The sequence below is a fragment of the Protofrankia symbiont of Coriaria ruscifolia genome, assembly GCF_900634745.1.
Lineage (GTDB): Bacteria > Actinomycetota > Actinomycetes > Frankiales > Frankiaceae > Protofrankia > Protofrankia californiensis.
Map to the genome: position 1 here is coordinate 22,962 of NZ_CAAAFR010000102.1, position 21,754 is coordinate 44,715.

Here is a 21,754-nt window from a genome sequence, read left to right on the forward strand (position 1 = left end):
ACTTAGCGTAGCAGGCCGTTAGTGGACACGAAATTTGCGCTCCCTGAGCTTGCCGTTTAACCTGCTTGCCGCTGAGACAGTGTCTCTGTTGTCGCTTCTTTGATCTTACCTACGGGTGGGTGAGCGGCGCGTCGGCGGTTGGTGGAACCGGGAGGACGGCCCGTGTCGTCGGTCGCCTGTGTCACGCGGTGGAGGTGCTGCTCGAACCTGGTGTGCAGGGCGGGCAGGCTGGCGGCCAGGGCGCTGTCGGGACCGGCGTCGGCCGCCGCTCGTCGGGTGGTCTGGACAAGCCCGGCCCATCCGTGACAGACGCCGGCGTCGCCGAGTTGCGCCAGCTGCTTTTCGTCGACGAGGCATCCGGCCAGTGCGGACTCGGCCTTGTGCTGCCGCCGCCGGTCGCCCAGCGCCAGGGCGGCCAACTGCTGGGCGCGAGCCAGTCCAGGGGTGCCGTAGCACCAGCTGGGTCGTTGCGGGCCGGGCTGCTGGACGGCCCCAGCCTTCCATTCGGAAGGGGAGACCATGCCGGGCCACCACCGTCGCCCCGGGGTGCCGCAGCGCCACTGGCCCAGCTCGGCGCAGATCCGGTCGATCGCCAGATAGGCGTGTAAGCATGCCGCCGCCATGCCAATCTTGGTTGTAGGGCGATTCGTCCTGGCCTGTAGGGGCTTGCGTGAGGCAGCATCTTAGGGTGCGTGTTCTTCTGCTTGGTGGCACGTGGTTCCTCGGCAAGGCGGTGGCGGCCGACGCACTCGCACGGGGCTGGGCGGTGACCACGTTCACCAGAGGGTGTTCCGGTCCTCCGCCGGCGGGGGCGGTTGCCGTGACTGGGGACAGGACGAGCAGGCGTGACCTGGCCGCGCTCGCCGAGCACGGCCGTTGGGATGCTGTGGTCGATACGTCTGCGTCCGAGCTGGCTCCGCGGGATGTCCTGGCCGGGGCGAGACTCTTGGAGCCGCTGGCCGGTACCTATGTGTACGTGTCCACGGTGAATGTCTACCGGGGGTGGCCGAACGAGCCGTTGGAGGATCATTCTGAGCTGCTCGAGGCCCCGGCCGATGCGGATGCCGACTTTGGCCGGCTGCCCCCGGGCTGGACGGGGCCGGACTGGTACTACGGCCGGCAGAAGGCCGGCGCGGAGAGAGCGGTCCGGCATGCCTTTGGGGATGGCCGTTCTGTGATTCTGCGTCCTGGCGTCATCCTGGGGCCGGACGAGTACGTCGGGAGGCTGCCGTGGTGGCTGGCTCGGGCTGCTCGCGGCGGCACCATCCTGGGGCCCGGGACGCCGGACCGCCGGATTCAACCGGCGGACGTGCGCGACGTCGCGTCTTTTGCGCTTGACCGGGCTTCCGCTGCTGAGGGCGGCAGCTTCAACATCACCGCGCTTGGCGACGAGACCTTCGGTGATTTTCTGAACGCCTGTGTCGAGGTGACGGGTGGTCGTGGCGTCGTCGAATGGGTGCCCGACCGGCTCCTGCTGGATGCTGGGGTGAAGCAGTGGACGGAGCTGCCGCTGTGGCGGACGAGCGCGGGCGTGTGGGCGGTGGACTCGTCGGCGGCGCGGGCTGCAGGGTTGTCGACACGGCCAATCCGCGAGACCGTTCTCGACACGTGGGGGTGGATGGAGTCGGGAGGCCGGCCGGTGGCGCACCCGCGCTGGGATGAGCACGGGATCAGCCCGGATGTCGAGGCTGGCCTGCTCACGGCCGCACGGCTGGCTTCGACGCAGGCCGGGCGTGCCTCGGGCGGGTGAGTTGGCGCAGTCAGCTCTCCTACTGAGGCAGACCAAGGTGTGTAGCCTGCGGCTGGCCTGGCGCCTTGGCGGTCCAGTCCTCGATGGCCTCGCCGTACTCCCGTAGAGGCCGCGCTTGGCCTAGGGCGGGCACCAGGAGTCTTTGGCGGATGCTGTTCACGCGATGCACGATCCCGGTGCCTCGCCACGCGGCCGGCAGCGAAAGTACGGCGTCAAGCGCCTCGGCCACGCCGTCCATCTCCCCGAGCAGGAGACGGGCATGGGCGAGATCGGCATGTGCCTGCGCAATGCACATCGCGGGGCGCTGGTCGTTGGGCAGCGCCCCGTAACTGTCGAGGGCGGCCTGCGCGTTCATCGCCGCAGCCGAGGCGTCGTTCAGGAGAAGGGCCGTCGAGGCATTGCTCATGAGCATGCGCTCCACACTCATGCCGAACTCGCCACCGATGTCGTGCAGGTCGTCCCGTGCCGATGGATCTGTCAGACGCTCGGCATGCGTCATCGCGCTGCGAGCCGACGCCGCGTCGCCCAGGTGCCCCCAAGCGCGGCCGGCGATGACGGCGATGCGTCGTCTTCCCACCGTGCCGACTCCCTGGGCCTGGGCGGCTGCCTGCGCATGGCGCACGGCCTCTGCTGGGCGGTCTTGCCAGTAGGAGATGTAGGCGAGAACGCCCTGTGCATAGGCTTGAAGAGGGCCGAACTCGATCGTCTGCCCGTAGAGGAAGGCCGTCCGGGCGAACTGCGCGGCGGGCCGCAGCAAGAACAGATCGAAACACGCGGCGGCGCAGAGCGCCGTAGCTTCGCCCGCGAGGAGATACAGCCGAGCTCGCTGACGAGGGGACTGCGTCTGCTCGAGGGACCGCTGGGAGACCTCCAGCAGGAGCCGGGCCCGCTGGTAGACGTCGGGAAGCGCGAGGGCGCTGTAGCCCGCAGCCAGATGCCTTATGTCGTCTTCGAGCTGGTCAATGGTCATCTCCGGCAAGGTGCTTGCCGCCGCTTCGGAGGCATGCCCAGCGGCCTCTCGTGCCGTCATTTCAATGTCGCTTTCGGTCAGTGCTGGCAGGGCCGCCCGGTGAACCTTGTCGGACTCCGGGTTGGCGAGGAGCCGGGCCACCGGCAGACCGAACATGCGCTCCAGAACGGCCGGGGTCGGGTGGGCTGGCAGCCGTCTCAGGCCACCGCTGGTCCACCGACGCAGGGTCGGTTCCGCCACTGTCGCATTGCGGAATACACGGTCGCCCGTCTCTTCATAGAGCAGCGCCGAGACCCGGACGTATTCTCGCTCGAAGATTGAATACGTCATCGCGCGTTCGACCAGAAGGGCATGCAACACGGTGCGTGATGGCCCGGAAGGCATAGCAACTCCCTTACTGGAAGGCCGGGCGGCTTGCCTCCATAATGCCAGCGCCGACGTGCCGCTGGTCGCATGCCGCGCCTGGCGGCACTACTTGATACCCCCGCGATACCCCGATCCCTCGCGTGAGCGCCAGGTGATCCCCCCACAGCATGGCCCGCTGCGGGACTCCTCGCCAGGCTGGTCCCTGAAACGGAACCGAGGGAGCGCGAGGAACGGGGGTGACGGACGTGCCGAGCTGTCGAATGGGCTGGAGAACAAGCCGCCGTGGGTTGTGCCAGCGCCGGCAGACTCTACCGACCGTGTCACCCGTACTCCGCACTTGTGGTTAAGGAGTTTCGGTCGACCGGGTAGCGATCATGGTGGTCGGGTGGGGTCGACGCCGAGGATATCGAGCAGCCGCTGCTGGAGCAGGCTGGGGCGGGGGATGTAGGCGGGTTGGCCGTTGTGGGCGGGCACGAGGCGCAGGCCGGCGAGGGCTCTGGCGATGAGTTGGCCGGTGGGGCGGGCGGGCCCGGCCGGCGTAGAGGCCGGGGACCTTCCCGTCGGGGCCGGTGGCCTGGCGGGCCTGTCGTTCGACGAGCGCGAAGACAAGCAGAGCGATGCAGACGGTGTGCAGGAGCCCGCAGATTCGGGCGTTGTTCTCGAGGAAGATCGGGGCCACGGCCAGAGGGCCCTTGAAGGCACGGTGACGGCGTTCGACGACGTCCTGACCCTTGTACTCGGCGAAGACCTCGCCGGTATCGGCCTCGCCGGTGGTCTGGTTCGTCAGGAGCGCGAACCAGCCGTCGGCGGCGGTGTCGATGGCGAGGGTCCGCTCGTCGAAGTGCCAGAGCAGGGTCGGGGTGCCGGTGTCGTCGTCGGTGCCGACCTGGGTGCGCAGCCAGGCGGTGACGCCGTGGCGGCGGCGGATCGCCTCGACCCGGTCGGTGACCGCCGCCTCGCTGGTGTAGCCGTACTTCCCGAGGTTGCGGCGTAGCCGGACGAGGTCCTCCCGAGCCGTGTCGATCTTCTTCTCGCGGGCGGCCCGCGCGGCCTTCTGGTGCTCGGACGACCAGATATAGACGGTGCGGACGGAAAGCGGTGGGTCGACGGCGCGCGGGCCGCGCAGCACCGTGACCCCCTCGCGGGCGCGGTGGGACGCCCGCTGGTGGGCGAACTTCCCGGCGTCCCGGGCCGGGACATGGTCGAGGATCCTCGCGCTCGCCCAGTCGAGGCCGGCGAGCACCGTGTTCGGGATGAGGGTCTTCGACGCGGGGGCCAGGAAGCACACGCCCGCGGCGTCGATCGCGGACAGGTTGCTGTAGGACACGAGCTTGCTGTCCCCGACGAGCAGGAACCGGCGCTCGGCCGCGAGGCCGCGGATCGCGCGCATCGCCGCCTCGACCTGGCTGACCTCGGCGGCGCCGCCGTCGTAGACCTTCCAGAACACCGGCACGCCACCGTCGGCGGTGACGCCCTGCCCGGTCTGGATCTGCTTCAGGTCGGTGCGGCCGTCCTTCGGGTGCCCGTGGCGAGGGGTCGGGTGGTCGTCGTCCGCGTCGGGGTAGACGCCGTGCACGGAGATCGACGTGAGGTCCCAGTGGACCCTGGCCATCTCCAGGCCGAACACGGCGATCGCGGCCGCGCCGATCGAGCCGACGATCTCGTCGCACCGGTCGGCGACCGCCTCGAGCGCCCGGCCGATCCGGTCGTCGTTGAGCGCGTCCGGCGGGAGAACGAACATCTCCTCCACCGCCCACGCCCGGGCCCAGTCCTCGACGTGCACGATCGCGCCGGGCGCGGTCAGCCGGTGCGCGACCAGCGCGGCCACGACCTGACCATGGGTGATCCTCGCGTCCTCGCGGACCGGGCAGAGCCGGTCCACGATCCCGACCACGTCCAGACGAGCCAGGAAGTCACGCACGACGGGGAGTAGCCCAAGCGGCTTCTCCACGCTCGGCGGTCCGTAGTCCCCCGCGATCGCCACAGTGTCGTAGCGAAGCAGATTCAGCACTCCCCGCACCAGCCAGACACCCACCACACCACCAAAAGATCACGCGGCTAACACATCGGACGAACGTGCGGAGTACGGGCCCCACCGTCTCCAGCGCGAACGCGACCGGCACCGGCACGACGAGGACGCAGATCGCGGCGGCCAGGCCAGATGGTGCTGGATATGCAGCGTATAGAATATGTACGCGGCGATCGTGGCCAAGGCGCCGTGGGAGAAGTTGAAGAAACCTGAGCTCTTGTACGTCAGAACGAGACCTGTGCCGGCCAGACCGTAGACAGCACCGCTGACGAGACCGGAGATGACGAAGGGCAGCACGGGTCAGCGTCCTCGTCCCGGGAGGGGCTGGTGAAACGTGGCAGAAGTCATGTCAGTTCCTTTCGTCACACCCGCTGAGGCAGACGACAACCTGCCTGATGATCGACGTTTTGTCGTCTCGTTGGTCCGGGCTTTTTTGTAGTTTCGAACAAAGAGCCGTGCCGCTGCGCAGTGTCATGCATTGGCTACGAAGTTCGTTGCCAGCCGGTCTGCTTTCCGTCTGGAAGCCATACGGGCGAGCGATCCCCGGCCGGGGTATCCCGTTCGTGGGATGATGCGTGGGCATGCCGAATCCGCCGAATTTTTGCCGGCTCGACGGTTCAGCACATTTCAGGTCACCCGGACACCCGGACACCCGGATGTTCGGCGAAGGGCGGCCGTCCACCCGCATTCTTGAAGAAACTGGACCAGGCCGCGTTTGATCTTGTCGCGGAGCAGAGGCCAGCCGGCCGGGTAAATGTCGAGTATGCGGGCTCCGCACAGCGCAGACGCCGTCCTTCGACGGGGTGACGCTCCCGGGAGCGGCCGCCCGGCCGGAGGATCCAGGGGCCTGCCGCGCCGGTGCTGCCAGCGGATGGACTCGGATCCGTGACTGCTTCCGTCGTCGCGCGGACGCGGCAGGCAGATCATCCCGCCGTGGGACGGACTTCCTCCCGGGGGGTGACGCGGACCCAATCACCCCGGAATATGGTTTGCGCCTGATGTAAATGACTTGGCGGACGAGGATCCGCGCCGTGCAGGGTGTCGCGGGCGAACATGTGGAGGACCTGATGGCCACAACGTTTACGGTCATCGGTGCGACGTCGATGAGCTTGACCAGCGACGCTCGTTTGCTTCCCGAAGCTGTCCGGCTTGCTCAGCCGCGTTGCGCCGGCCGACCGGCACAGCCTCGCCACCGTGTCCATAATGTCGGCAAGGTCTTTTGTTCCGTCTACAGCATGCTGCTGATATGACCGTACCGGGAGCTTGGCGAAGAGTCAGTCGTCCGGGTAGTTCGTTCAGGACTGCGGCGACACCCCGTCACGCTCCCGCGCCAGGCGACTTCACAGGGGTGAGCTTGCGGTCGTGCGACTCATGGCTGCTGGCAGAACAAACGCAGAACAAACATCGCCCTGTAGCTGGAACAAACCTGTCGAACGCCTCAACAAACTGATAACCTCCGGGAGAGCTGATACTTCGAAGCTTTAATTCCGCCCCGCCTTGCGAAGGCCCGAACAAGGACAAGGAGAAATCTTCATGCACTACAATTTCGCAGTCAAGTGGCTGAAAGCATTCCGTGAGAGTTCTGAATCGATCTGCAAGCTCTACGACGACAGCTTCATCTTCGAAGACGTGATGCTCGATCAGCACAACATCAACAGCAAGCCGGACCTGCACCGTCTTTTCGCCCCGTACGCGAACAAGGACCCAGACAACGGCATCGGCATCCACAACTTCCGGATCCGCTCCTACATCGGTGACGAGCGTTCGGGGCTGATCCGCTGGGAGTGGAGCCCCGAGCACGCCGCCGTCTTCCTCGGTCTGGACGTTGCCAACAAGCCGTTCGGCACCCAGGGTCACACCTTCCACCAGTACAACGAGAAGGGTCTCATCACCCGCGAGTCCTCCTGGTGGGACGCCTCCGCGGTCCTGCGCACGGTCGGGCCCGTGAGCCCCAGCAAGAGCCTGACCGGTACCAAGCCCGCCGTGGTGGCGGCGTCGTCCGGTGCTCCCTTCACCCGGGCCACCGGCTTGGACCATGCGCGGAGGTGGGCCGCCGCTCTTGGTAGTGACACGGCAGCTCTGGGTGACTTGTACGCCGACTACTTCACTCTCGAGTGCACGAAGGTCGACGACCACCTCGACGACACGATCACCGACCGCGCGACGCTCGCGGAGAAGCTGGGTGGGATCGCCAGCGGGGAGAACGGCACCTACACGTTCACCCCGACCGAGTGGTTCGGGGGCAACGGCAACTACGGCCTCATCCACTGGAGCGTCAAGATCGAGGGGGCCACGACCTATCGGGGCCTGCCCACCAGTGGCAAGACGCTGGAGACCATCGGCTCGACGTTCCACCAGTTCGACGACGAGGGAAAGATTATTCTTGAGTCGACCTACTGGGAGGACAACCGTGTCTTCGAGGCGCTCGGCGTACCGGTTGTCCGCCCGCACTACTGGGACGAAGATTTCGATCCGGCCAGCCTGCTGCCCGGTTAGCACAAGGCGCGGACGCGCAGCCGGTTGCTGAACGCAACGGGATTACAGAGAACCCCGTAGTCGCCCAGGTCCCGGGAGATTGATTCCGGAGAGATCGGCTGGATCATCCTGGCGTACCTGGGGCCGTCTCCGGATTCATCTCATGATCTCTTGGACCTTCCGAGGCGCACGGCCCCGCCCGACACGCTGAAGCTCCTGGTGAGCCGCAGCGTCCAGGTATGGGTGCCACGGAAACTCAATCCCGTACGATCGGTGGCATTCACGCCCCACCGATCGTACGGGGATGGGACCTGGGAACACCTCGTAATACGCGCGAGGTGTTCCCAGGTGTAGTAAACCTGGAAAGAGCAGTAAGCCTGGAAAGAAAAGCCACAAGAGCTGCTCCGGCCATCGCGCCGGCAGTACCGTGGCCCCTTCCCACGCGCTGTCCAGCTGTCTTTATGTCAGCCTCCTACGCGCGAGTGAGGTCGACACCATCTGCGGCTGCCGATCCACGCGACCGATGAAGGCGCACGGCTGTCCGCTCCGGACGGCTGTGGACACCGCTGTTTTAAGGGGAGTTTAAGGGGAGCCGGTCGACGGCTTCCCGGCCCGGCAATCCCTTCATCGAAAAGATCGCGCAGGTGCGGAGACCGCTTCACTATCTGTATCTTCACTATCTGTATACCGTATGCGTCGGTTGTTCGGTCCAGATGGTCTTACCCAGCCGGCCGTAGCGGCTGCCCCAACGCCGGGTCATCTGGGCTACGAGGAACAGGCCACGGCCACCCTCGTCGGTGGCGTGGGCGTAGCACAGCCGCGGTTGGGTATTGCTGGCGTCCGCAACCTCGCACACGAGAAGGTCGTCACGGATGAGCCGCACCCTGATCGGGCCTTGCGCGTACCGGATGGCGTTGGTGGCCAGCTCGCTGACGACCAGTTCGGTGGTGAAGACCAGATCGTCGAGGTTCCAGGCGGCCAGCTGCCGGGTCGTCAGTCTCCGGACTTCGGCGACCACGGACGGGTCGGCGGGAAACTCCCAGTCGACGACGGCCTCGGCCGCCACGGTGCGGGTGCGGGCGAGCAGCACGACGACGTCGTCCGCGGGCGGGGTTGACGACGTGTCGCCGAGCAGAGCGCGGCCGATGTCGTCCAGGGGGCGGTCCGCGTCGCAGAGCGCCTCCAGGCGGTCATGGAGCCATTCCATGCCCCGGGTGACGTCGCGGTTGTGCCGGTTGAGCAGCCCGTCGGTATACAGAACGAGCATGCTGCCGGGTTTCAGGTCGATCTCGGTGACCTCGAACGGCATGCCTCCCACGCCCAGCGGCGGGCCGGGGCTGACGTCGACGAAGTCGACGGTTCCCTCCGGTGTCACCACGGCCGGTGGTGGATGTCCGGCGCTGACGATCGTGCAGCGGCCGGCGACCGGGTCGTACACGGCATAGACACACGTCGCGCCCACCACGTCCCGCCTGGACAGGTCGGCCTCGTCGGCAAGCCGCTGCACAAGGTCGTCAAGGTGGGTGAGCAGTGCGCCGGGATCGGGATCCAGGTCGGCCAGGGCCTGCACGGCAGTGCGTAGCCGGCCCATGGTGGCGCTGGCGGACAGGCCGTGCCCGATGACGTCACCGACGACGAAGGCCACCCGCAGCGAGGACAGGGGGATGACGTCGTACCAGTCGCCGCCCACCTCGCACCCTCGATCGGCCGGAAGGTACACGCCGGCCGTCTCGGCCGCGGTGGTGTCGGTGCTTGCGCGGGGCAGCAGACCCTGCTGCAACGCGACGGCCGCATGGCGCTCGCGGGTGTACCGGCGGGCGTTGTCCACGCTGAGCTCGGCGCGGGAGACGATCTCCCGCAGCAGCTTGCGGTCGTCTCGATCGAAGACGGGAGTCGAGCCGGTCCGCCACACGGTGACGATCCCGAACAGGAGGCCACGGACGTACAGGGGCGCGCTCATCCCGGAGTGCGCGTCCAGTGGGACCATCATGTCCGGGAAATCGCCCGCGGCGGGAATTGCCTCCGCCCGGGCGAAGGCCATCAGAACCTTGCCGTGCTGAAGATTTTTGATCTCCGGCCGGTCCGATAACGGCGGGGTCAGCATACCCGCCAGGATGAATCCGGGAGACCAGCAGCCGCTGTTGCGGACCGCGGCGACGCGGCGAAGAGGCACCTGCCCGCCACCGAGTATTTTTGATGGCTCGTCCCCGGCCCGGACGGCATCGTCGATGTCGACCGTGGCGATGTCGCCCAAGGCCGGGACGAGGACATCGGCCAGATCCTGAGCTGTGCGATCGACGTCCAGCGAGCGACCGATTCGTCTGGCGGCTTCATAGAGCAGATACAGGTTGTGCAGGCTTCGCTGCTGTTCGGTCATGTCAGGTCCATGGAACGTTCCAGCTACATTGCATAGAACACGATCTCGACGCCGTGCCTCCGTGTCCTGGCGAAGGACCACACGCCCGGCTCATGGGACGACGCCGAAGGATACCATCCGATGTGGTTTTCCGGCCTATTCACGAGTAGATCCCACCGGGCGCCGCCCCATGGATGTCGTCACGTGTGGGACCGGGCGGTCACGCAGCCGGAAACACCGGACGGAGCGCGGCTGGGACCGTGTCCTGCGTGCGCGGTGGGACCTTGTCCGATCGGTGGTGCGGGTCCGTCCGGCGGACACGATGCCGCCGACCGGTACGAGAAGACCCTGACCGCGGCCATTCCCGCCGTCCAGGCCCGGCCCCGGTGACGCCGAGTCCCGCCCGGGCCGCCAGCGGCGAACCGGCAGAAGGAGCGTGCGAGAGCATGTCGGACACAACCGTGTGGTGTGGTGTCCTCATCGAGGAGAGTCTCGACGGCCCCGCCCTGCTCGAAGAGGTGAACGTGGTCGGCAGCAGTGCCGTCCTCCTCGAAGAGGAGGCCGAGCGGGGCGAAGTCACCTTTCGAAGGGTCGAAGTCCCGGAAGCCTCGGTCGACGCGGTCGTGGCCAAGGCGGCCCGGAGCATCAAGGACGCGTGGTATCTGCACCTGGTGAAAGGCGATCAGATGAAGGTCGTCTTCCGCGGCAAGGTCTTCACGCTCATCCGAGGCGATGAGGATGCGCTGCGTGCCGCGGTTGCTTATGGGATTCGCCGGCACGGAATCAGGCGGGCTCAGCTCGGACTCGCCCGCCTCTTCGACCAGCCGTTCGGCGGGGACCGTATTCGGGATCGGCTCCCGGATGGCTCCCAGGACGACCTCGAAAACCATTCGGGGGCCTGATCCACCCGGTTGATCAGGCCCCGACCTGATATTGCGAAGTCGGGGTGGCGGGATTTGCACCCGCGGCCCCTTTGTTTCCCGTCAATTCCCCTGAAATCACAGTAGTTTTCATCGGGCGGCTCCTTGGGCAACCGTGTCCACGGAGATGTCGGATGCTTCGGCACCGGCATCCGCCAGGGCCTCGGGTCGTCCCGGCAGGAGCACACCGGCGGCCAGGATGACGGCGACCGTGCCGATCACGAACCAGTGGACGCGGTGGAAGCCCGCCATCCCGTCACCGTCGCCGGCGGTCGCCAGGATGAGCGTGACGACGGCGATGCCGATCGCGGCGCCGAGCTGGTTGAGGATGTAGAGCACCGAACTGCCCTGGGCTACCAGCGGGGCGGGCAGCGTCCGGTACAGCGACCCCATCGTCGGTGCGCCGACGAAGCCGAGTCCCAGGCCGACCACGAACGCGGCCAGCGCCGGCCACACCTCGTCCGTGCGCGCCCCGACCTGGGTGAAGGCGAGCCCGCCGAGCGCGGCCACGACCGCGCCGCCGCGCGCCAGGCTCCGTGCGCCGAGCCGGTCGGACAGGCGTCCCGACAGCGGCATGGCGACGACGGCGGCGGCGGCGAAGGGCGCTACCAGCAGCCCGGCCGCGAGCGTGCCGTACCCGTGTTGCTGTTGGTAGTAAAGGGGCAGCACGAAGAGGTTCGCGAACGTCGCGAGGCCGACGAGCGTCATGACGGTGACGCTCGCGGCGAAGCCGGGGTTGGTGAACAGCCGCAGGTCGATCAGTGGCGGCGTGCGCCGGGCGCGAAGCGCGTGGATCGCGTAGCCGACGAGCAGGGCGGCACCGGCGGTAAGGGGAATCAGCACCTGCCAGACCGCGAACGCGGTGCGGTCGGCAGCCTGTGACAGGGCCAGCACCGCCAGCGCGAAGCCCGGACCGATCGAAGCGACGCCGATGGTGTCGAGCCGGGGTCGCGGCCGCTGTGTGTGCGGCCGATCGGCCGGCACCACCCGCAGGGCGCCGAGGAAGGCGACGATGCCGATCGGCAGGTTGACGAGGAACATCCACCGCCAGGTGAGACCCTGCAGGACGATCCCGCCGACGATCAGCCCGAGTACCGGGCCGGCGGAGAGAACCATGCCCATCAGGCCCATGACTCGTCCCGCGCGGCGGGGGCCGGCGGCGCGGGCCAGCAGCGTCAGCACGAGCGGATCGAGAATGCCGGCGCCGAGGCCCTGGAGGACACGGAAGACGATCAGGGTCTGCACGTTCCAGGCCAGCCCGCACGCCAGTGATGCGGCCAGGAAGAGGACGAGGCCGAACATCCACAGCTTCCTGCCGCCGAACCGGTCGACAGCCCAGGTGGTGATCGGGATGGCGGCGGTGAGGGCCAGCAGGTAGCCGGTGGAGACCCAGCCGATCGTGCTCAGGGACGTGTCGAACTGTGTGGCGAGCGTGTCGACCCCGACAGCGACCACCGAGCCGTCGAGGATGCCCATGATCCCGCCGAGCAGGATCACGCCGATCAGCAGCCGAAGCGCGGGATCCAGCCGGTCGTCCCGTGTACGCGTCATGGTGCCTCCACGTGGTTCTCAGGTATGCACTCGATGGTGCACTTTAACAGTCTCACGAGTGCTTGAAGAACGGCATGGTGCGTATGGTTACACGGCTTGGTGCAGTTACTCGTGTGTTGCACTATGGTGGCGTGGTGGGCGCAACGACGGCGTCGGCCGCGGCGGGGCGAGCCGGCTCGCGTGGACGCATCGACAAACGGCAGGCGATCCTGGATGCCGCGTTCACCGTGTTCGCCCGTGAGGGGTACACCCAGGCCACCGTGGACGCGATCGCGGCTGAGGCCGGTGTCGCCAAGCACACGATCTACAACCACTTCGGTGACAAGCAGACGCTGCTCCGCCAGGCAATAGCAGCCGAAGCGGATCGGGCGATGGCCGAGAACCTGGCCGCGGTCGAGCGTCTACGCGACCACGACGGGGACATCCGCGCGGCGCTGGAGAGCGTCGGCCACCGTCTTGTCCAGTGCTACTGTGACGACCGGTCCTGGGCGCTGCGGCGGCTCCTGTATGCCGAGATCAGTCAGTTCCCCGACCTGCTCGACATCATCCAGGGACGGGCGGCCAACCCTGTCACCGAAGCGCTCGCCGACCGGCTGGCGCGGCTGTCCCTCGCCGGCCGGCTGCGGATAAGCGACCCGGCCGAGGCGGCCGAACAGCTCGGCGCGCTGCTCATCGGCTCGATGGAGTCGCGTTCCCGCCTGGGTACCCGGCGCCTCCCCGATGCCGAGTTGCACAGCGTCACACGGGCCGCGGTCGACACCTTCCTGCATGCGTTCGGCGCGGAGCCCACCGAGAACACGTAGTGGGAGCCGGTGCCGTGCTGCCGCCCAACCACACCCCGCTGACGATCGCGGAGCAGTTCGGGCTGCTGGCGGGTCTCTACCCGGAGCGGGTCGACCTCGCGCTGGGCCGTGGGGCCGGAGGGGATCCCCAGGCGGCGGCCCGCGCTGGCGAAGACAGTGGCGTCGCTGGGCCGTGCCTAGCATCTCATGATTCCGCTTGTTTTATACATTATTTATTGTGGTGTTTAATGTCTAAAATAGAATAAATTTCTTTCTTGTGGGGCATCCGCGCAGGTCGTGGGCGTTGTGATGGCGTCACTTATTCCATTACGAGCCCTTCATGCCGGCTTTCTGGAATCCGGCCAGGTCGCGCGCGGCGGCCCGCGACCATGCCTGCCGCGCGCAGGAGGAACTGTGTGCGCTTGAGGCTGAGCGCGCGGCCGTGAGCGTTCCGGCTGTCGACGCCGCGCCCACGGGTTGGCGTGAAATCCGCATCATATTTAGGCTATTCCTACTCTGTATAACGATCGATATACAACATCAATCGAGGAGTGTGCATGTATCCCGGGGAGCACGCGGCGCGAACGCCGGCCAAGCCGGCTGTGGTCCTGGCAGGGACGGATGAGATCCTCAGCTACGCGGACCTGGAGGCCGGATCGGTGCGGCTGGCGCGGTACCTGCACGAGGCCGGACTGCGCCGAGGCGACCGGGTCGCCCTGCTCACCGACAACGGCCTCAAGGCGTTCGAGGTGTACTGGGCCACCCAACGCAGTGGGCTCTACCTCACCGCGGTGAACCGGCACCTGTCGCCGGCTGAGATCGCCTACATCGTCAACGACTGCGGTGCCAGAGTGATCATCGTGTCGGCTGCGCTGGCCACGCTCGCCGCGGCCGTCGTCGCCGACACGCCCTCGGCGCGCCACCGGCTTGCCTTCGGCGGCGACGTCGTGGGTCACCTGTCCTACGAGGCGGAGGTCGGGGCCTGCTCCGCGCAGCCGCTGCCCGATCAGCCGCGCGGCGCGGACATGCTGTACTCCTCCGGCACGACCGGCCGGCCCAAGGGCGTCATGGCGGAGCTGCCCGACCGGCAGGTGCACGAACCTGGTGACCGGCTGGTGGCGTTGAGTCAGGCGCTCTACGGCATGGACGCGAACACGGTCTACCTCTCGCCCGCCCCGATCTACCACGCCGCACCGTTGCGGTACGCAGGCGTCGTGCAGTCGTTGGGCGGCACAGTCGTCCTGATGGAGCGGTTCGACGCGGAGCAGGCACTCGGCGCGATCGAACGATTCCACGTCACCCACAGCCAGTGGGTGCCGACGATGCTCATGCGGATGTTCAAGCTGCCGGCCCACATCCGCGACCGCTACGACCTATCCAGCATGCGAGTGGCGATCCATGCTGCCGCGCCGTGCCCGGTCGAGCTCAAGCGGGCGATCATCGACTGGTGGGGTCCGATCCTCCACGAGTACTACTCGTCCACGGAGGGCCCCGGCGCCACCTTCATCGCTAGTGAGGAATGGTTGCGCAAGCCCGGTTCGGTCGGTCACGACGGCTATCTCGGCACCGTCCGGATCTGTGGACAGGACGGCGAGGAACTTCCTGCCGGCGAGATAGGCACAATCTATTTCGAGCGGGACGAGCTTCCTTTCCATTACCACAACGACCCGGCGAAGACGGCGGCGGCGCAGCATCCCCGTCATCCCACCTGGACGACGACCGGCGACGTCGGCTACCTGGACTCCGACCGTTATCTCTTCCTGACCGACCGGGAGTCCTTCATGATCATATCTGGCGGGATGAACATCTACCCCCAGGAGGTCGAGGACTGCCTGGCGCTCCATCCCAAGGTCCTCGACGTGGCCGTCATCGGTGTGCCCGACGAGGAGATGGGCGAAGCGGTCAAGGCCGTCGTGCAGCCCGCGCCCGGAGTGTCACCAGGTCCCGACCTCGAACGCGAGCTGCTGGAATACGCCCGCGACCGGATGGCCCACTACAAGTGTCCACGCAGCGTCGACTTCTTCGACGTCCTGCCGCGCACCCCGACCGGAAAACTGGTCAAAAGGACCCTGCGGGAACGCTACCTGACTGCGGCCTGGCCCTCGGACTGGTGGATTACCGACCCCGCAAGTCATAACCCGCAAGTCATAACCCGCAAGTCATGATTTGGGGGCTTGGGTCGCCGGCAGCGCGACATAGAGCATGATTGCGCCTTCGTAACCCGGTGGCCTGGGCCGCCCGGACCGCCCGGACCAGCTTCGCCGGCAGTCAGTTCTGACCGTCAAACGGTCGGTTGGCGGTAGTGTTCACTCCATGTCCACATCCCGGCCCGCCCCCCAGGCGGCCACCTCCGGCGGTGCCTCGCCCGCGCCGGGGGCTCCAGGCTCGGGCGCCGGTGTCACGGCAGCGCCGGGCCGGTCAGGCCAGCCGGGTCAGCGTACCCACAAGGAACGCACTACGGACAGCCGTCAGCGCATCCTCGACGCGGCGGTCAACTGCCTTGTACGACACGGCTACGCAGGCACCACCACTCTGGTGATCCAGGCGGAGGCCGGGGTGTCCCGGGGCCGGCTGCTGCACCACTTCCCGTCCCGGGAGGTGTTGCTGGTCGCGGCAACCCAGCACCTCGTGGCGACCCGGCTGACCTCCGTGTGGGAGCGGTTCGGCGAGCCGCCGGATCACCTTTCCGGCGGCACAGCGCGCCTCGACTGGGCGATCGAGCTGATGTGGTCGACCTTCCACCAACCGTACTTCTGGGCGGCGATGGAACTGTGGACGGCGGCCCGCACCAACGAGACCCTGCGGGATGCGCTGGCCCCCGCCGAGCGCCGGCTCGGCGTCTCCATCCGGTCCGCCGTCGAGGACACGTTCGGCCCGGCGCTGGCATCCGAGGAGAACTTCCCGCAGGTGCGGGAGCTGCTGATGACGAGCATGCGCGGAGTCGCGATGACCTACGGATTCGACCTGCGCACCGCGGACAGTGACCCACATCTCGCCCAGTGGAAACGGATGGCGCGTCAACTGCTCGGCTTGTGACACACCATGGCCGAGCCGACCTGACTCCACCTTCCCTGGCGAGTCCACCGTGTTCGTACGGACGTGACCGCTTGACGCGCTGCTACAGTCAGGATTGACTGTTAATGGGTTGACCCTGACCGTGCATCCCGTGGTCGGCGGTCCGGGCGGGAGCCGGAGCCGAGCGTACCCACCCGCGCCGCCCGAAGCAGCCTCCTCGTCAGGTTCGTCAGGAAGGAAGCGTCAACGTGAGCACCGAGGCATTCATCTACGACGCGATCCGCACACCGCGCGGCCGCGGCAAGAAGACCGGCTCGCTGCACGGGGTGAAGCCGGTCTCCCTGGTCGTCGGGCTGATCGACGAGATACGCAAGCGCAACCCGAACCTCGACGTCGACCGGGTCTCCGACCTGGTGCTCGGTGTCGTCGGCCCGGTCGGCGACCAGGGCGCGGACATCGCCCGCACGGCGGCGCTGGTCGCGGGGCTGCCGGACACGGTCGGCGGGGTACAGCTCAACCGGTTCTGCGCCTCCGGCCTGGAGGCCGTCAACACCGCCGCGCAGAAGGTGCGCTCGGGGTGGGACGAGCTCGTCCTCGCCGGCGGGGTCGAATCGATGTCCCGGGTACCGATGGGTTCCGACGGCGGCGCATGGGCGAGCGACCCGGCGACGAACTACCAGACGATGTTCGTGCCGCAGGGTGTCGGCGCGGACCTGATCGCCACGATCGAGGGCTTCTCCCGCACGGACGTCGACACCTACGCGGTCCAGTCGCAGCAGCGCGCCGCCCACGCGTGGAAGAACGGCTACTTCGTCCGGTCCGTGATCCCGGTGTATGACCACGGCCTGCTCGTGCTCGACCACGACGAACACATGCGACCGGAGTCGACGGTCGACGGTCTGGGCACGCTGCCGCTGTCGTTTGCGGCAGTCGGCGAGCAGGGCGGGTTCGACGCCGTGGCGCTGCAGAAGTACCACTGGGTGGAGAAGATCGATCACGTGCACACTGCGGCGAACTCCTCGGGCATAGTGGACGGCGCCGCGCTGGTGCTGGTCGGCAGCGAACAGGCGGGCGCCGAGCTCGGGCTGACCCCGCGGGCACGGGTCGTGGCCACGGCGACCTCCGGCGCGGACGCCACGATCATGCTTACCGGACCGACTCCGGCGACGCGCAAGCTGTTCGCGCACACCGGCCTCGGCGTTAACGACATCGACCTGTTCGAGATCAACGAGGCGTTCGCGTCCGTCGTCCTGAAGTACCAGAAGGACATCGGCATCCCGAGCGAGAAGCTCAACGTCAACGGCGGCGCGATCGCGATGGGACACCCGCTCGGCGCCACCGGGGCGATGCTCGTCGGCACGATGGTCGACGAGTTGGAGCGGCGTGGCGCCCGGCGGGCTGTGGTGACGCTGTGCATCGGCGCCGGGATGGGCGTCGCGACGCTGGTCGAGCTGGTCTGAAGCCCCGGCCCGCCGCCGGTATCCCGCCGTCCGCGCTTCCCCGGCGCGTCCCCGGCTCGCCCTGTCCCGACCGGGCCGACACCTGCCCGTCCGCATCCCACCGCCGTGCCCGAGCCGGCTCCCATCAGCGCCCCCGGGCCCGCCGCCCACGCGCTCACGACCTGGAGACGAGAGACCACCGATGACCGAGCCGAACACCATCTGCTGGGAGCAGGACGCCGACGGCATCGTCGTGTTGACGTTGGACGACCCGAACCAGTCCGCCAACACCATGAACGCCGCCTACACCGCATCGATGGGCGCGGTGGTCGAGCGGCTGGAGCGGGAGAAGGACACCGTCACCGGTGTCGTGCTGACATCGGGGAAGAAGTCCTTCTTCGCCGGCGGCGACCTGCGTGATCTGATCAGAACGGGTCCGGACGACCGGCAGGCCGTCTTCGACGACGTGACCGCCGTGAAGAACCAGCTGCGCCGGCTGGAGACGTTCGGCCGCCCGGTCGTCGCGGCGATCAACGGCTCGGCGCTCGGCGGCGGCCTGGAGATCGCGCTCGCCGCCCATCACCGGATCGTCGCCGACGTCCGCGGCCTGCAGCTCGGCCTGCCGGAGGTCACCCTCGGCCTGCTGCCGGCCGCCGGCGGCGTCGCGCGCACCGTGCGCCTGCTCGGCATCGTGAACGCGCTGCTGGGCGTCCTGCTGCAGGGCCAGCGACACACCCCGGCCAAGGCGCGGGAGATCGGTCTGGTACACGAGCTGGTCGGTTCGGTCGACGAGCTGGTGCCGGCCGCCAAGGCATGGATCAAAGCCAACCCGGCCGCCGCGCAGCCCTGGGACACGAAGGGGTACAAGATACCGGGCGGCGCACCGTCCACCCCGGCGTTCGCCGCCAACCTTCCGGCGCTGCCGGCGAACCTGCGCAAGCAGCTCAAGGGCACGAACCTGCCGGCGCCGCCGGCCATCCTCGCGGCCGCGGTCGAGGGCGCCCAGGTCGACGTCGACACGGCGTTCGTGATCGAGTCGCGTTACTTCCTCGACCTCGTCACCGGCCAGGTCGCGAAGAACATGATCCAGGCGTTCTTCTTCGACATCCAGCACATCAACTCCGGTGCCAGCCGGCCGGCCGGCCACCCGACGTCGCCGGCGAGCAAAGTGGCGGTGCTCGGCGCGGGGATGATGGGCGCGGCGATCGCCTACGTCTACGCGAAGGCGGGCGCAGACGTCCTCCTCAAGGACGTCACCCTCGACGCGGCCGTGCAGGGCAAGGGGTACTCGGAGAACCTCGTCGCCAAGGCGGTGCAGCGGGGCCGCACGACCCAGCAGGCCGGCGACGCGTTGCTCGCCCGGATCACCCCGACCGCCGACGTGGCCGACCTCGCCGGCGCCGACCTCGTCATCGAGGCGGTGTTCGAAAGCCCCGAGCTCAAGCACAAGGTCTTCCGGGAGATCCAGGACGTCGTCGCCCCGGACGCGCTGCTGTGCTCCAACACCTCCACACTGCCGATCACGACGCTCGCCCACGGCGTGCAGCGGCAGGAGGACTTCATCGGCCTGCACTTCTTCTCGCCCGTCGACAAGATGCCGCTGGTGGAGATCATCGTCGGTGAGAAGACGGGCGACGCCGCACTCGCCCGCGCGTTCGACGTCGTCCAGCAGATCCGCAAGACGCCGATCGTCGTCAACGACAGCCGCGGTTTCTTCACCAGCCGCGTCATCGGCACGTTCCTCAACGAGGCCGTCGAGATGGTCGGCGAGGGGCTTAACCCCGCCTCCATCGAGCAGGCCGGTGCGCAGGCCGGCTACCCGGCCCCACCGCTGCAGCTGCTCGACGAGCTCACGCTCACCCTGCCACGCAAGATCCGTCAGGAGTCCAGGGCGGCCCTGCAGGCCGCCGGCGGTGTGTGGCGGGAGCGCGGTTACGAGGCGGTAGTCGACCGGCTGATCGACGAGTTCGGGCGGCCTGGGCGCTCCGGCGGCGCCGGTTTCTACGAGTACGTCGATGGAAAGCGGGCCGGTCTCTGGAAGGGCCTCCATGAGCACTTCGTCAAGGACGGCCACGAGATCCCCTTCGAGGACATGAAGGAGCGCATGCTGTTCGCTGAGGCGCTGGAGACTGTCCGCTGCTTCGACGAGGGCGTGCTGCGCTCTGTGCCGGAGGCGAACATCGGTTCGATCCTGGGAATCGGCTTCCCGGCGTGGACCGGTGGCGTCATCCAGTACATCAACGGCTACCAGGGTGGGCTGCCGGGGTTCGTCGCCCGTGCGTGGGTGCTCGCCGGACGCTACGGCGAGCACCTCACCCCACCGGCGTCGCTGGTGGCCAGGGCCGAGCACGGCGAGACGTACGCCTGATCACGGGGCGTGGACGCGTACGGCCGCGCCGTCGGGGCGTTCCGGCGTGGTGAAGCGGTCAAGGCGGAAGAAGCGTTCGATGTGGTTGAGGGAGGCCCCGGTCAGGGGGCCAACGCGGCGTTACCGTCATCGCGACCACGACAAGCACCGCCACCCCGGCAGGGATGTCCGACAGGCCGGTAGGAATGTCCGTCAGGGATGGGTGCAGGGCGGGGCGGAGGATCGGCGGGGGTGCCTATCGGGGTCCGTCCGTTGCGGACCCGAGATGTGATCGGTATACGTCGATAGGCAGCGTAAGGCGCCAGGGTGCGGCTTTAGGGGGTCTCTGGGGGGTCCCTGAGGGGGAAGGATCGTGGCCATGGAGCGCTACGCGTGCTCGTCGAGGCCTCCGGAATCCAAAGCTTCATCTTCGGCTGTCGGCCCGCCGTCGGTGTAGGGGCGGACATGGTCCAGGTCGCAGAACCGGGCGGGTTTCCGACAGCCCGGAAACCGGCAGGTCCGGTCCCGGGCGTGGACCAGCCGGGCCGGCGCTGGTAGCGGGCACAGGGGTGATGCCGATGGGCCACGCGAGGGGGAGGGTGCCGGCGGGCGGATCGGAGACGCCCACCTTGGATTCGAACATGCGTACGAGTCTAGTCGCCGATTCGGACATTTCCACCACTCGACGACGGCCATTCTCCCCACCCCCGCACATGCGCGCTCCGGGGCGCGCGCAACTGGGTCTCTATGGGATAAATTTCCAGGTTTGCCGCATATATGTCTAGTTCGGCGGCGTCTGCTCGAGGCTGCGGTGACTCGCCCTTCCGTACGGTGTTCCCGCGGATCGCTACCGGCCGGCCTCCGGTTCCCGGCCGCCAGCGCATCCCCGTTCGGTCACGAAGAACTCGGCCGTCCCGACACCGAGGATGTCCGCGACGGGTTTTGCCTGGACGACGCGAATTCCTGTTGCTCGCACTGCCCGTGCCAAGCCCTTGAACCCATGCCAAGCCCTTGAAATAGTCGTGCTCCGTGCGTTCGCCCGCAGCCACGATCAAGATCTTAGAGCGTTCTGTCCGGTGCCCCGCCTACGTTGAAGGTCAGATTTCCGGGTCGTCCTTCAGGGCTCACACCTTGTGTTGGCGCAGAGTCCGACAAGGACGTCGGGATCGACTAGCGGCACGACACCGTATCGACCGTCCAGCTGTCGATCAACTGCCTGGTCGTGGCGTCGAAACCGCCCGTGCCATCCCCTATTGACATGAAGTGCGGTTCAGGTTGCAGGCTGTTGTCATGTCCTTCACCGACATCGAACGCACCTACCTCGCCGGCCAGCGGCTCGGACGGCTCGCCACGGTCGCGCCCGACGGCTCGCCGCAGAACAGCCCGGTGGGCTTCCGTTACAACGAGGCCGCCGGCACCATCGACATCCACGGCTACAGCCTGGGTGGCAGCCGCAAGTTCCGGAACGTCGCCGCCACCGCGGCCGTCTCCCTGGTCGTCGACGACATAGCCTCCGTGGACCCGTGGCGGGTCCGCGGCCTGGAGATCCGCGGCAAGGCGGAGGCGGTGACGGATGAGGACCCGCCCGCGGCCTACCTGAGCCGCGAAGTCATCCGCATCCATCCGCGGCGCATCATCAGCTGGGGCATCGACCCGGACGCCCCGAGGATGTCGGCTCGGGACGCCACAGTGTGATCCCGTTCACTGGTGCGCGGGCGTCCACGAGTTGCGGCAGTTCGGAGTCGGTGTTCGAA

The 21,754-nt window shown here is 67.8% G+C and carries 14 protein-coding genes and 2 pseudogenes; 10 read left to right on the top strand and 6 right to left on the bottom strand.

Features of this window, described 5'->3' with window-relative positions; all coding sequences use genetic code 11:
- Nucleotides 1-56 precede the first annotated feature (56 nt).
- On the bottom strand, nucleotides 57-623 hold the full coding sequence (locus CV1CTNOD_RS27835; protein ID WP_131786398.1) for a lanthionine synthetase LanC family protein: 567 nt from the start codon (nucleotides 621-623) through the stop codon (nucleotides 57-59).
- A gap of 65 nt (nucleotides 624-688) precedes the next feature.
- On the opposite strand from CV1CTNOD_RS27835, the gene CV1CTNOD_RS13145 reads away from it, so the two are divergent.
- The gene (locus CV1CTNOD_RS13145) at nucleotides 689-1,750 is read left to right on the top strand and encodes an NAD-dependent epimerase/dehydratase family protein (RefSeq protein ID WP_207386409.1); all 1,062 of its coding nucleotides are present in this window, start codon (nucleotides 689-691) and stop codon (nucleotides 1,748-1,750) included.
- Nucleotides 1,751-1,769: 19 nt separating this feature from the next.
- Here the strand turns inward: CV1CTNOD_RS13145 and CV1CTNOD_RS13150 are convergent, their stop codons facing one another.
- The 3 genes and pseudogenes from CV1CTNOD_RS13150 to CV1CTNOD_RS26625 form a co-directional block, all read right to left on the bottom strand.
- Entirely contained in the window at nucleotides 1,770-3,104 is a 1,335-nt protein-coding gene (locus tag CV1CTNOD_RS13150) for a hypothetical protein (protein WP_131786399.1), read from the bottom strand.
- A gap of 325 nt (nucleotides 3,105-3,429) precedes the next feature.
- Nucleotides 3,430-5,121, bottom strand: a complete 1,692-nt coding sequence (locus CV1CTNOD_RS13155) for an IS1634 family transposase (protein ID WP_242606654.1) — start codon at nucleotides 5,119-5,121, stop codon at nucleotides 3,430-3,432.
- A gap of 117 nt (nucleotides 5,122-5,238) precedes the next feature.
- Nucleotides 5,239-5,412, bottom strand: a pseudogene (locus tag CV1CTNOD_RS26625) (ABC transporter permease subunit); the annotation flags it as partial.
- 1,236 nt (nucleotides 5,413-6,648) lie between these two features.
- Between CV1CTNOD_RS26625 and CV1CTNOD_RS13170 the strand changes: the two are divergent.
- The gene (locus CV1CTNOD_RS13170; RefSeq protein WP_131786402.1) at nucleotides 6,649-7,611 is read left to right on the top strand and encodes a hypothetical protein; all 963 of its coding nucleotides are present in this window, start codon (nucleotides 6,649-6,651) and stop codon (nucleotides 7,609-7,611) included.
- 655 nt (nucleotides 7,612-8,266) lie between these two features.
- Here CV1CTNOD_RS13170 and CV1CTNOD_RS13175 read toward each other — a convergent pair.
- Nucleotides 8,267-9,967, bottom strand: coding sequence for an ATP-binding SpoIIE family protein phosphatase (locus CV1CTNOD_RS13175; RefSeq protein WP_242606655.1), 1,701 nt, complete (start codon nucleotides 9,965-9,967; stop codon nucleotides 8,267-8,269).
- Between the two features lie 425 nt (nucleotides 9,968-10,392).
- Between CV1CTNOD_RS13175 and CV1CTNOD_RS13180 the strand changes: the two genes are divergently transcribed.
- The gene (locus CV1CTNOD_RS13180) at nucleotides 10,393-10,848 is read left to right on the top strand and encodes a hypothetical protein (protein WP_131786404.1); all 456 of its coding nucleotides are present in this window, start codon (nucleotides 10,393-10,395) and stop codon (nucleotides 10,846-10,848) included.
- 108 nt (nucleotides 10,849-10,956) lie between these two features.
- Here the strand turns inward: CV1CTNOD_RS13180 and CV1CTNOD_RS13185 are convergent, their stop codons facing one another.
- Entirely contained in the window at nucleotides 10,957-12,417 is a 1,461-nt protein-coding gene (locus CV1CTNOD_RS13185) for a DHA2 family efflux MFS transporter permease subunit (protein WP_131786405.1), read from the bottom strand.
- 134 nt (nucleotides 12,418-12,551) lie between these two features.
- Here CV1CTNOD_RS13185 and CV1CTNOD_RS13190 point away from each other — a divergent pair, with 134 nt between their 5' ends.
- The 7 genes and pseudogenes from CV1CTNOD_RS13190 to CV1CTNOD_RS13225 all read left to right on the top strand — a co-directional run bounded on the left by CV1CTNOD_RS13190 (nucleotide 12,552) and on the right by CV1CTNOD_RS13225 (nucleotide 21,695).
- Nucleotides 12,552-13,220: a TetR/AcrR family transcriptional regulator gene (locus tag CV1CTNOD_RS13190; protein ID WP_242606656.1), complete on the top strand. Its 669-nt coding sequence runs from the start codon at nucleotides 12,552-12,554 to the stop codon at nucleotides 13,218-13,220.
- Nucleotides 13,220-13,345: pseudogene (locus CV1CTNOD_RS28300) on the top strand (LLM class flavin-dependent oxidoreductase); the annotation flags it as partial. The gene CV1CTNOD_RS13190 and the pseudogene CV1CTNOD_RS28300, both read left to right, overlap by 1 nt.
- 411 nt (nucleotides 13,346-13,756) lie before the next feature.
- Entirely contained in the window at nucleotides 13,757-15,364 is a 1,608-nt protein-coding gene (locus tag CV1CTNOD_RS13200) for an acyl-CoA synthetase (protein ID WP_131786408.1), read from the top strand.
- A gap of 148 nt (nucleotides 15,365-15,512) precedes the next feature.
- Nucleotides 15,513-16,235: a TetR/AcrR family transcriptional regulator gene (locus CV1CTNOD_RS13205; RefSeq protein ID WP_131786409.1), complete on the top strand. Its 723-nt coding sequence runs from the start codon at nucleotides 15,513-15,515 to the stop codon at nucleotides 16,233-16,235.
- Between the two features lie 227 nt (nucleotides 16,236-16,462).
- Complete coding sequence (locus CV1CTNOD_RS13210) at nucleotides 16,463-17,674, top strand: acetyl-CoA C-acetyltransferase (RefSeq protein ID WP_131786410.1); 1,212 nt, start codon at nucleotides 16,463-16,465, stop codon at nucleotides 17,672-17,674.
- 181 nt (nucleotides 17,675-17,855) lie between these two features.
- Nucleotides 17,856-20,021, top strand: a complete 2,166-nt coding sequence (locus CV1CTNOD_RS13215) for a 3-hydroxyacyl-CoA dehydrogenase NAD-binding domain-containing protein (protein ID WP_131786411.1) — start codon at nucleotides 17,856-17,858, stop codon at nucleotides 20,019-20,021.
- A gap of 1,269 nt (nucleotides 20,022-21,290) precedes the next feature.
- Nucleotides 21,291-21,695 carry a PPOX class F420-dependent oxidoreductase gene (locus tag CV1CTNOD_RS13225; RefSeq protein ID WP_131786413.1) on the top strand — a complete coding sequence of 135 codons (405 nt, stop codon included), beginning with the start codon at nucleotides 21,291-21,293 and terminating at the stop codon, nucleotides 21,693-21,695.
- Nucleotides 21,696-21,754: the final 59 nt, after the last annotated feature.

Bases quoted from the DNA above. Each gene is read 5' to 3' on its own strand.
- CV1CTNOD_RS27835 (WP_131786398.1), bottom strand. From the start codon at position 623: ATGGCGGCGGCATGCTTACACGCCTATCTGGCGATCGACCGGATCTGC.
- CV1CTNOD_RS13150 (WP_131786399.1), bottom strand. From the start codon at position 3,104: ATGCCTTCCGGGCCATCACGCACCGTGTTGCATGCCCTTCTGGTCGAA.
- CV1CTNOD_RS13170 (WP_131786402.1), top strand. From the start codon at position 6,649: ATGCACTACAATTTCGCAGTCAAGTGGCTGAAAGCATTCCGTGAGAGT.
- CV1CTNOD_RS13175 (WP_242606655.1), bottom strand. From the start codon at position 9,967: ATGACCGAACAGCAGCGAAGCCTGCACAACCTGTATCTGCTCTATGAA.
- CV1CTNOD_RS13180 (WP_131786404.1), top strand. From the start codon at position 10,393: ATGTCGGACACAACCGTGTGGTGTGGTGTCCTCATCGAGGAGAGTCTC.
- CV1CTNOD_RS13185 (WP_131786405.1), bottom strand. From the start codon at position 12,417: ATGACGCGTACACGGGACGACCGGCTGGATCCCGCGCTTCGGCTGCTG.
- CV1CTNOD_RS13200 (WP_131786408.1), top strand. From the start codon at position 13,757: ATGTATCCCGGGGAGCACGCGGCGCGAACGCCGGCCAAGCCGGCTGTG.
- CV1CTNOD_RS13205 (WP_131786409.1), top strand. From the start codon at position 15,513: ATGTCCACATCCCGGCCCGCCCCCCAGGCGGCCACCTCCGGCGGTGCC.
- CV1CTNOD_RS13215 (WP_131786411.1), top strand. From the start codon at position 17,856: ATGACCGAGCCGAACACCATCTGCTGGGAGCAGGACGCCGACGGCATC.
- CV1CTNOD_RS13225 (WP_131786413.1), top strand. From the start codon at position 21,291: ATGTCCTTCACCGACATCGAACGCACCTACCTCGCCGGCCAGCGGCTC.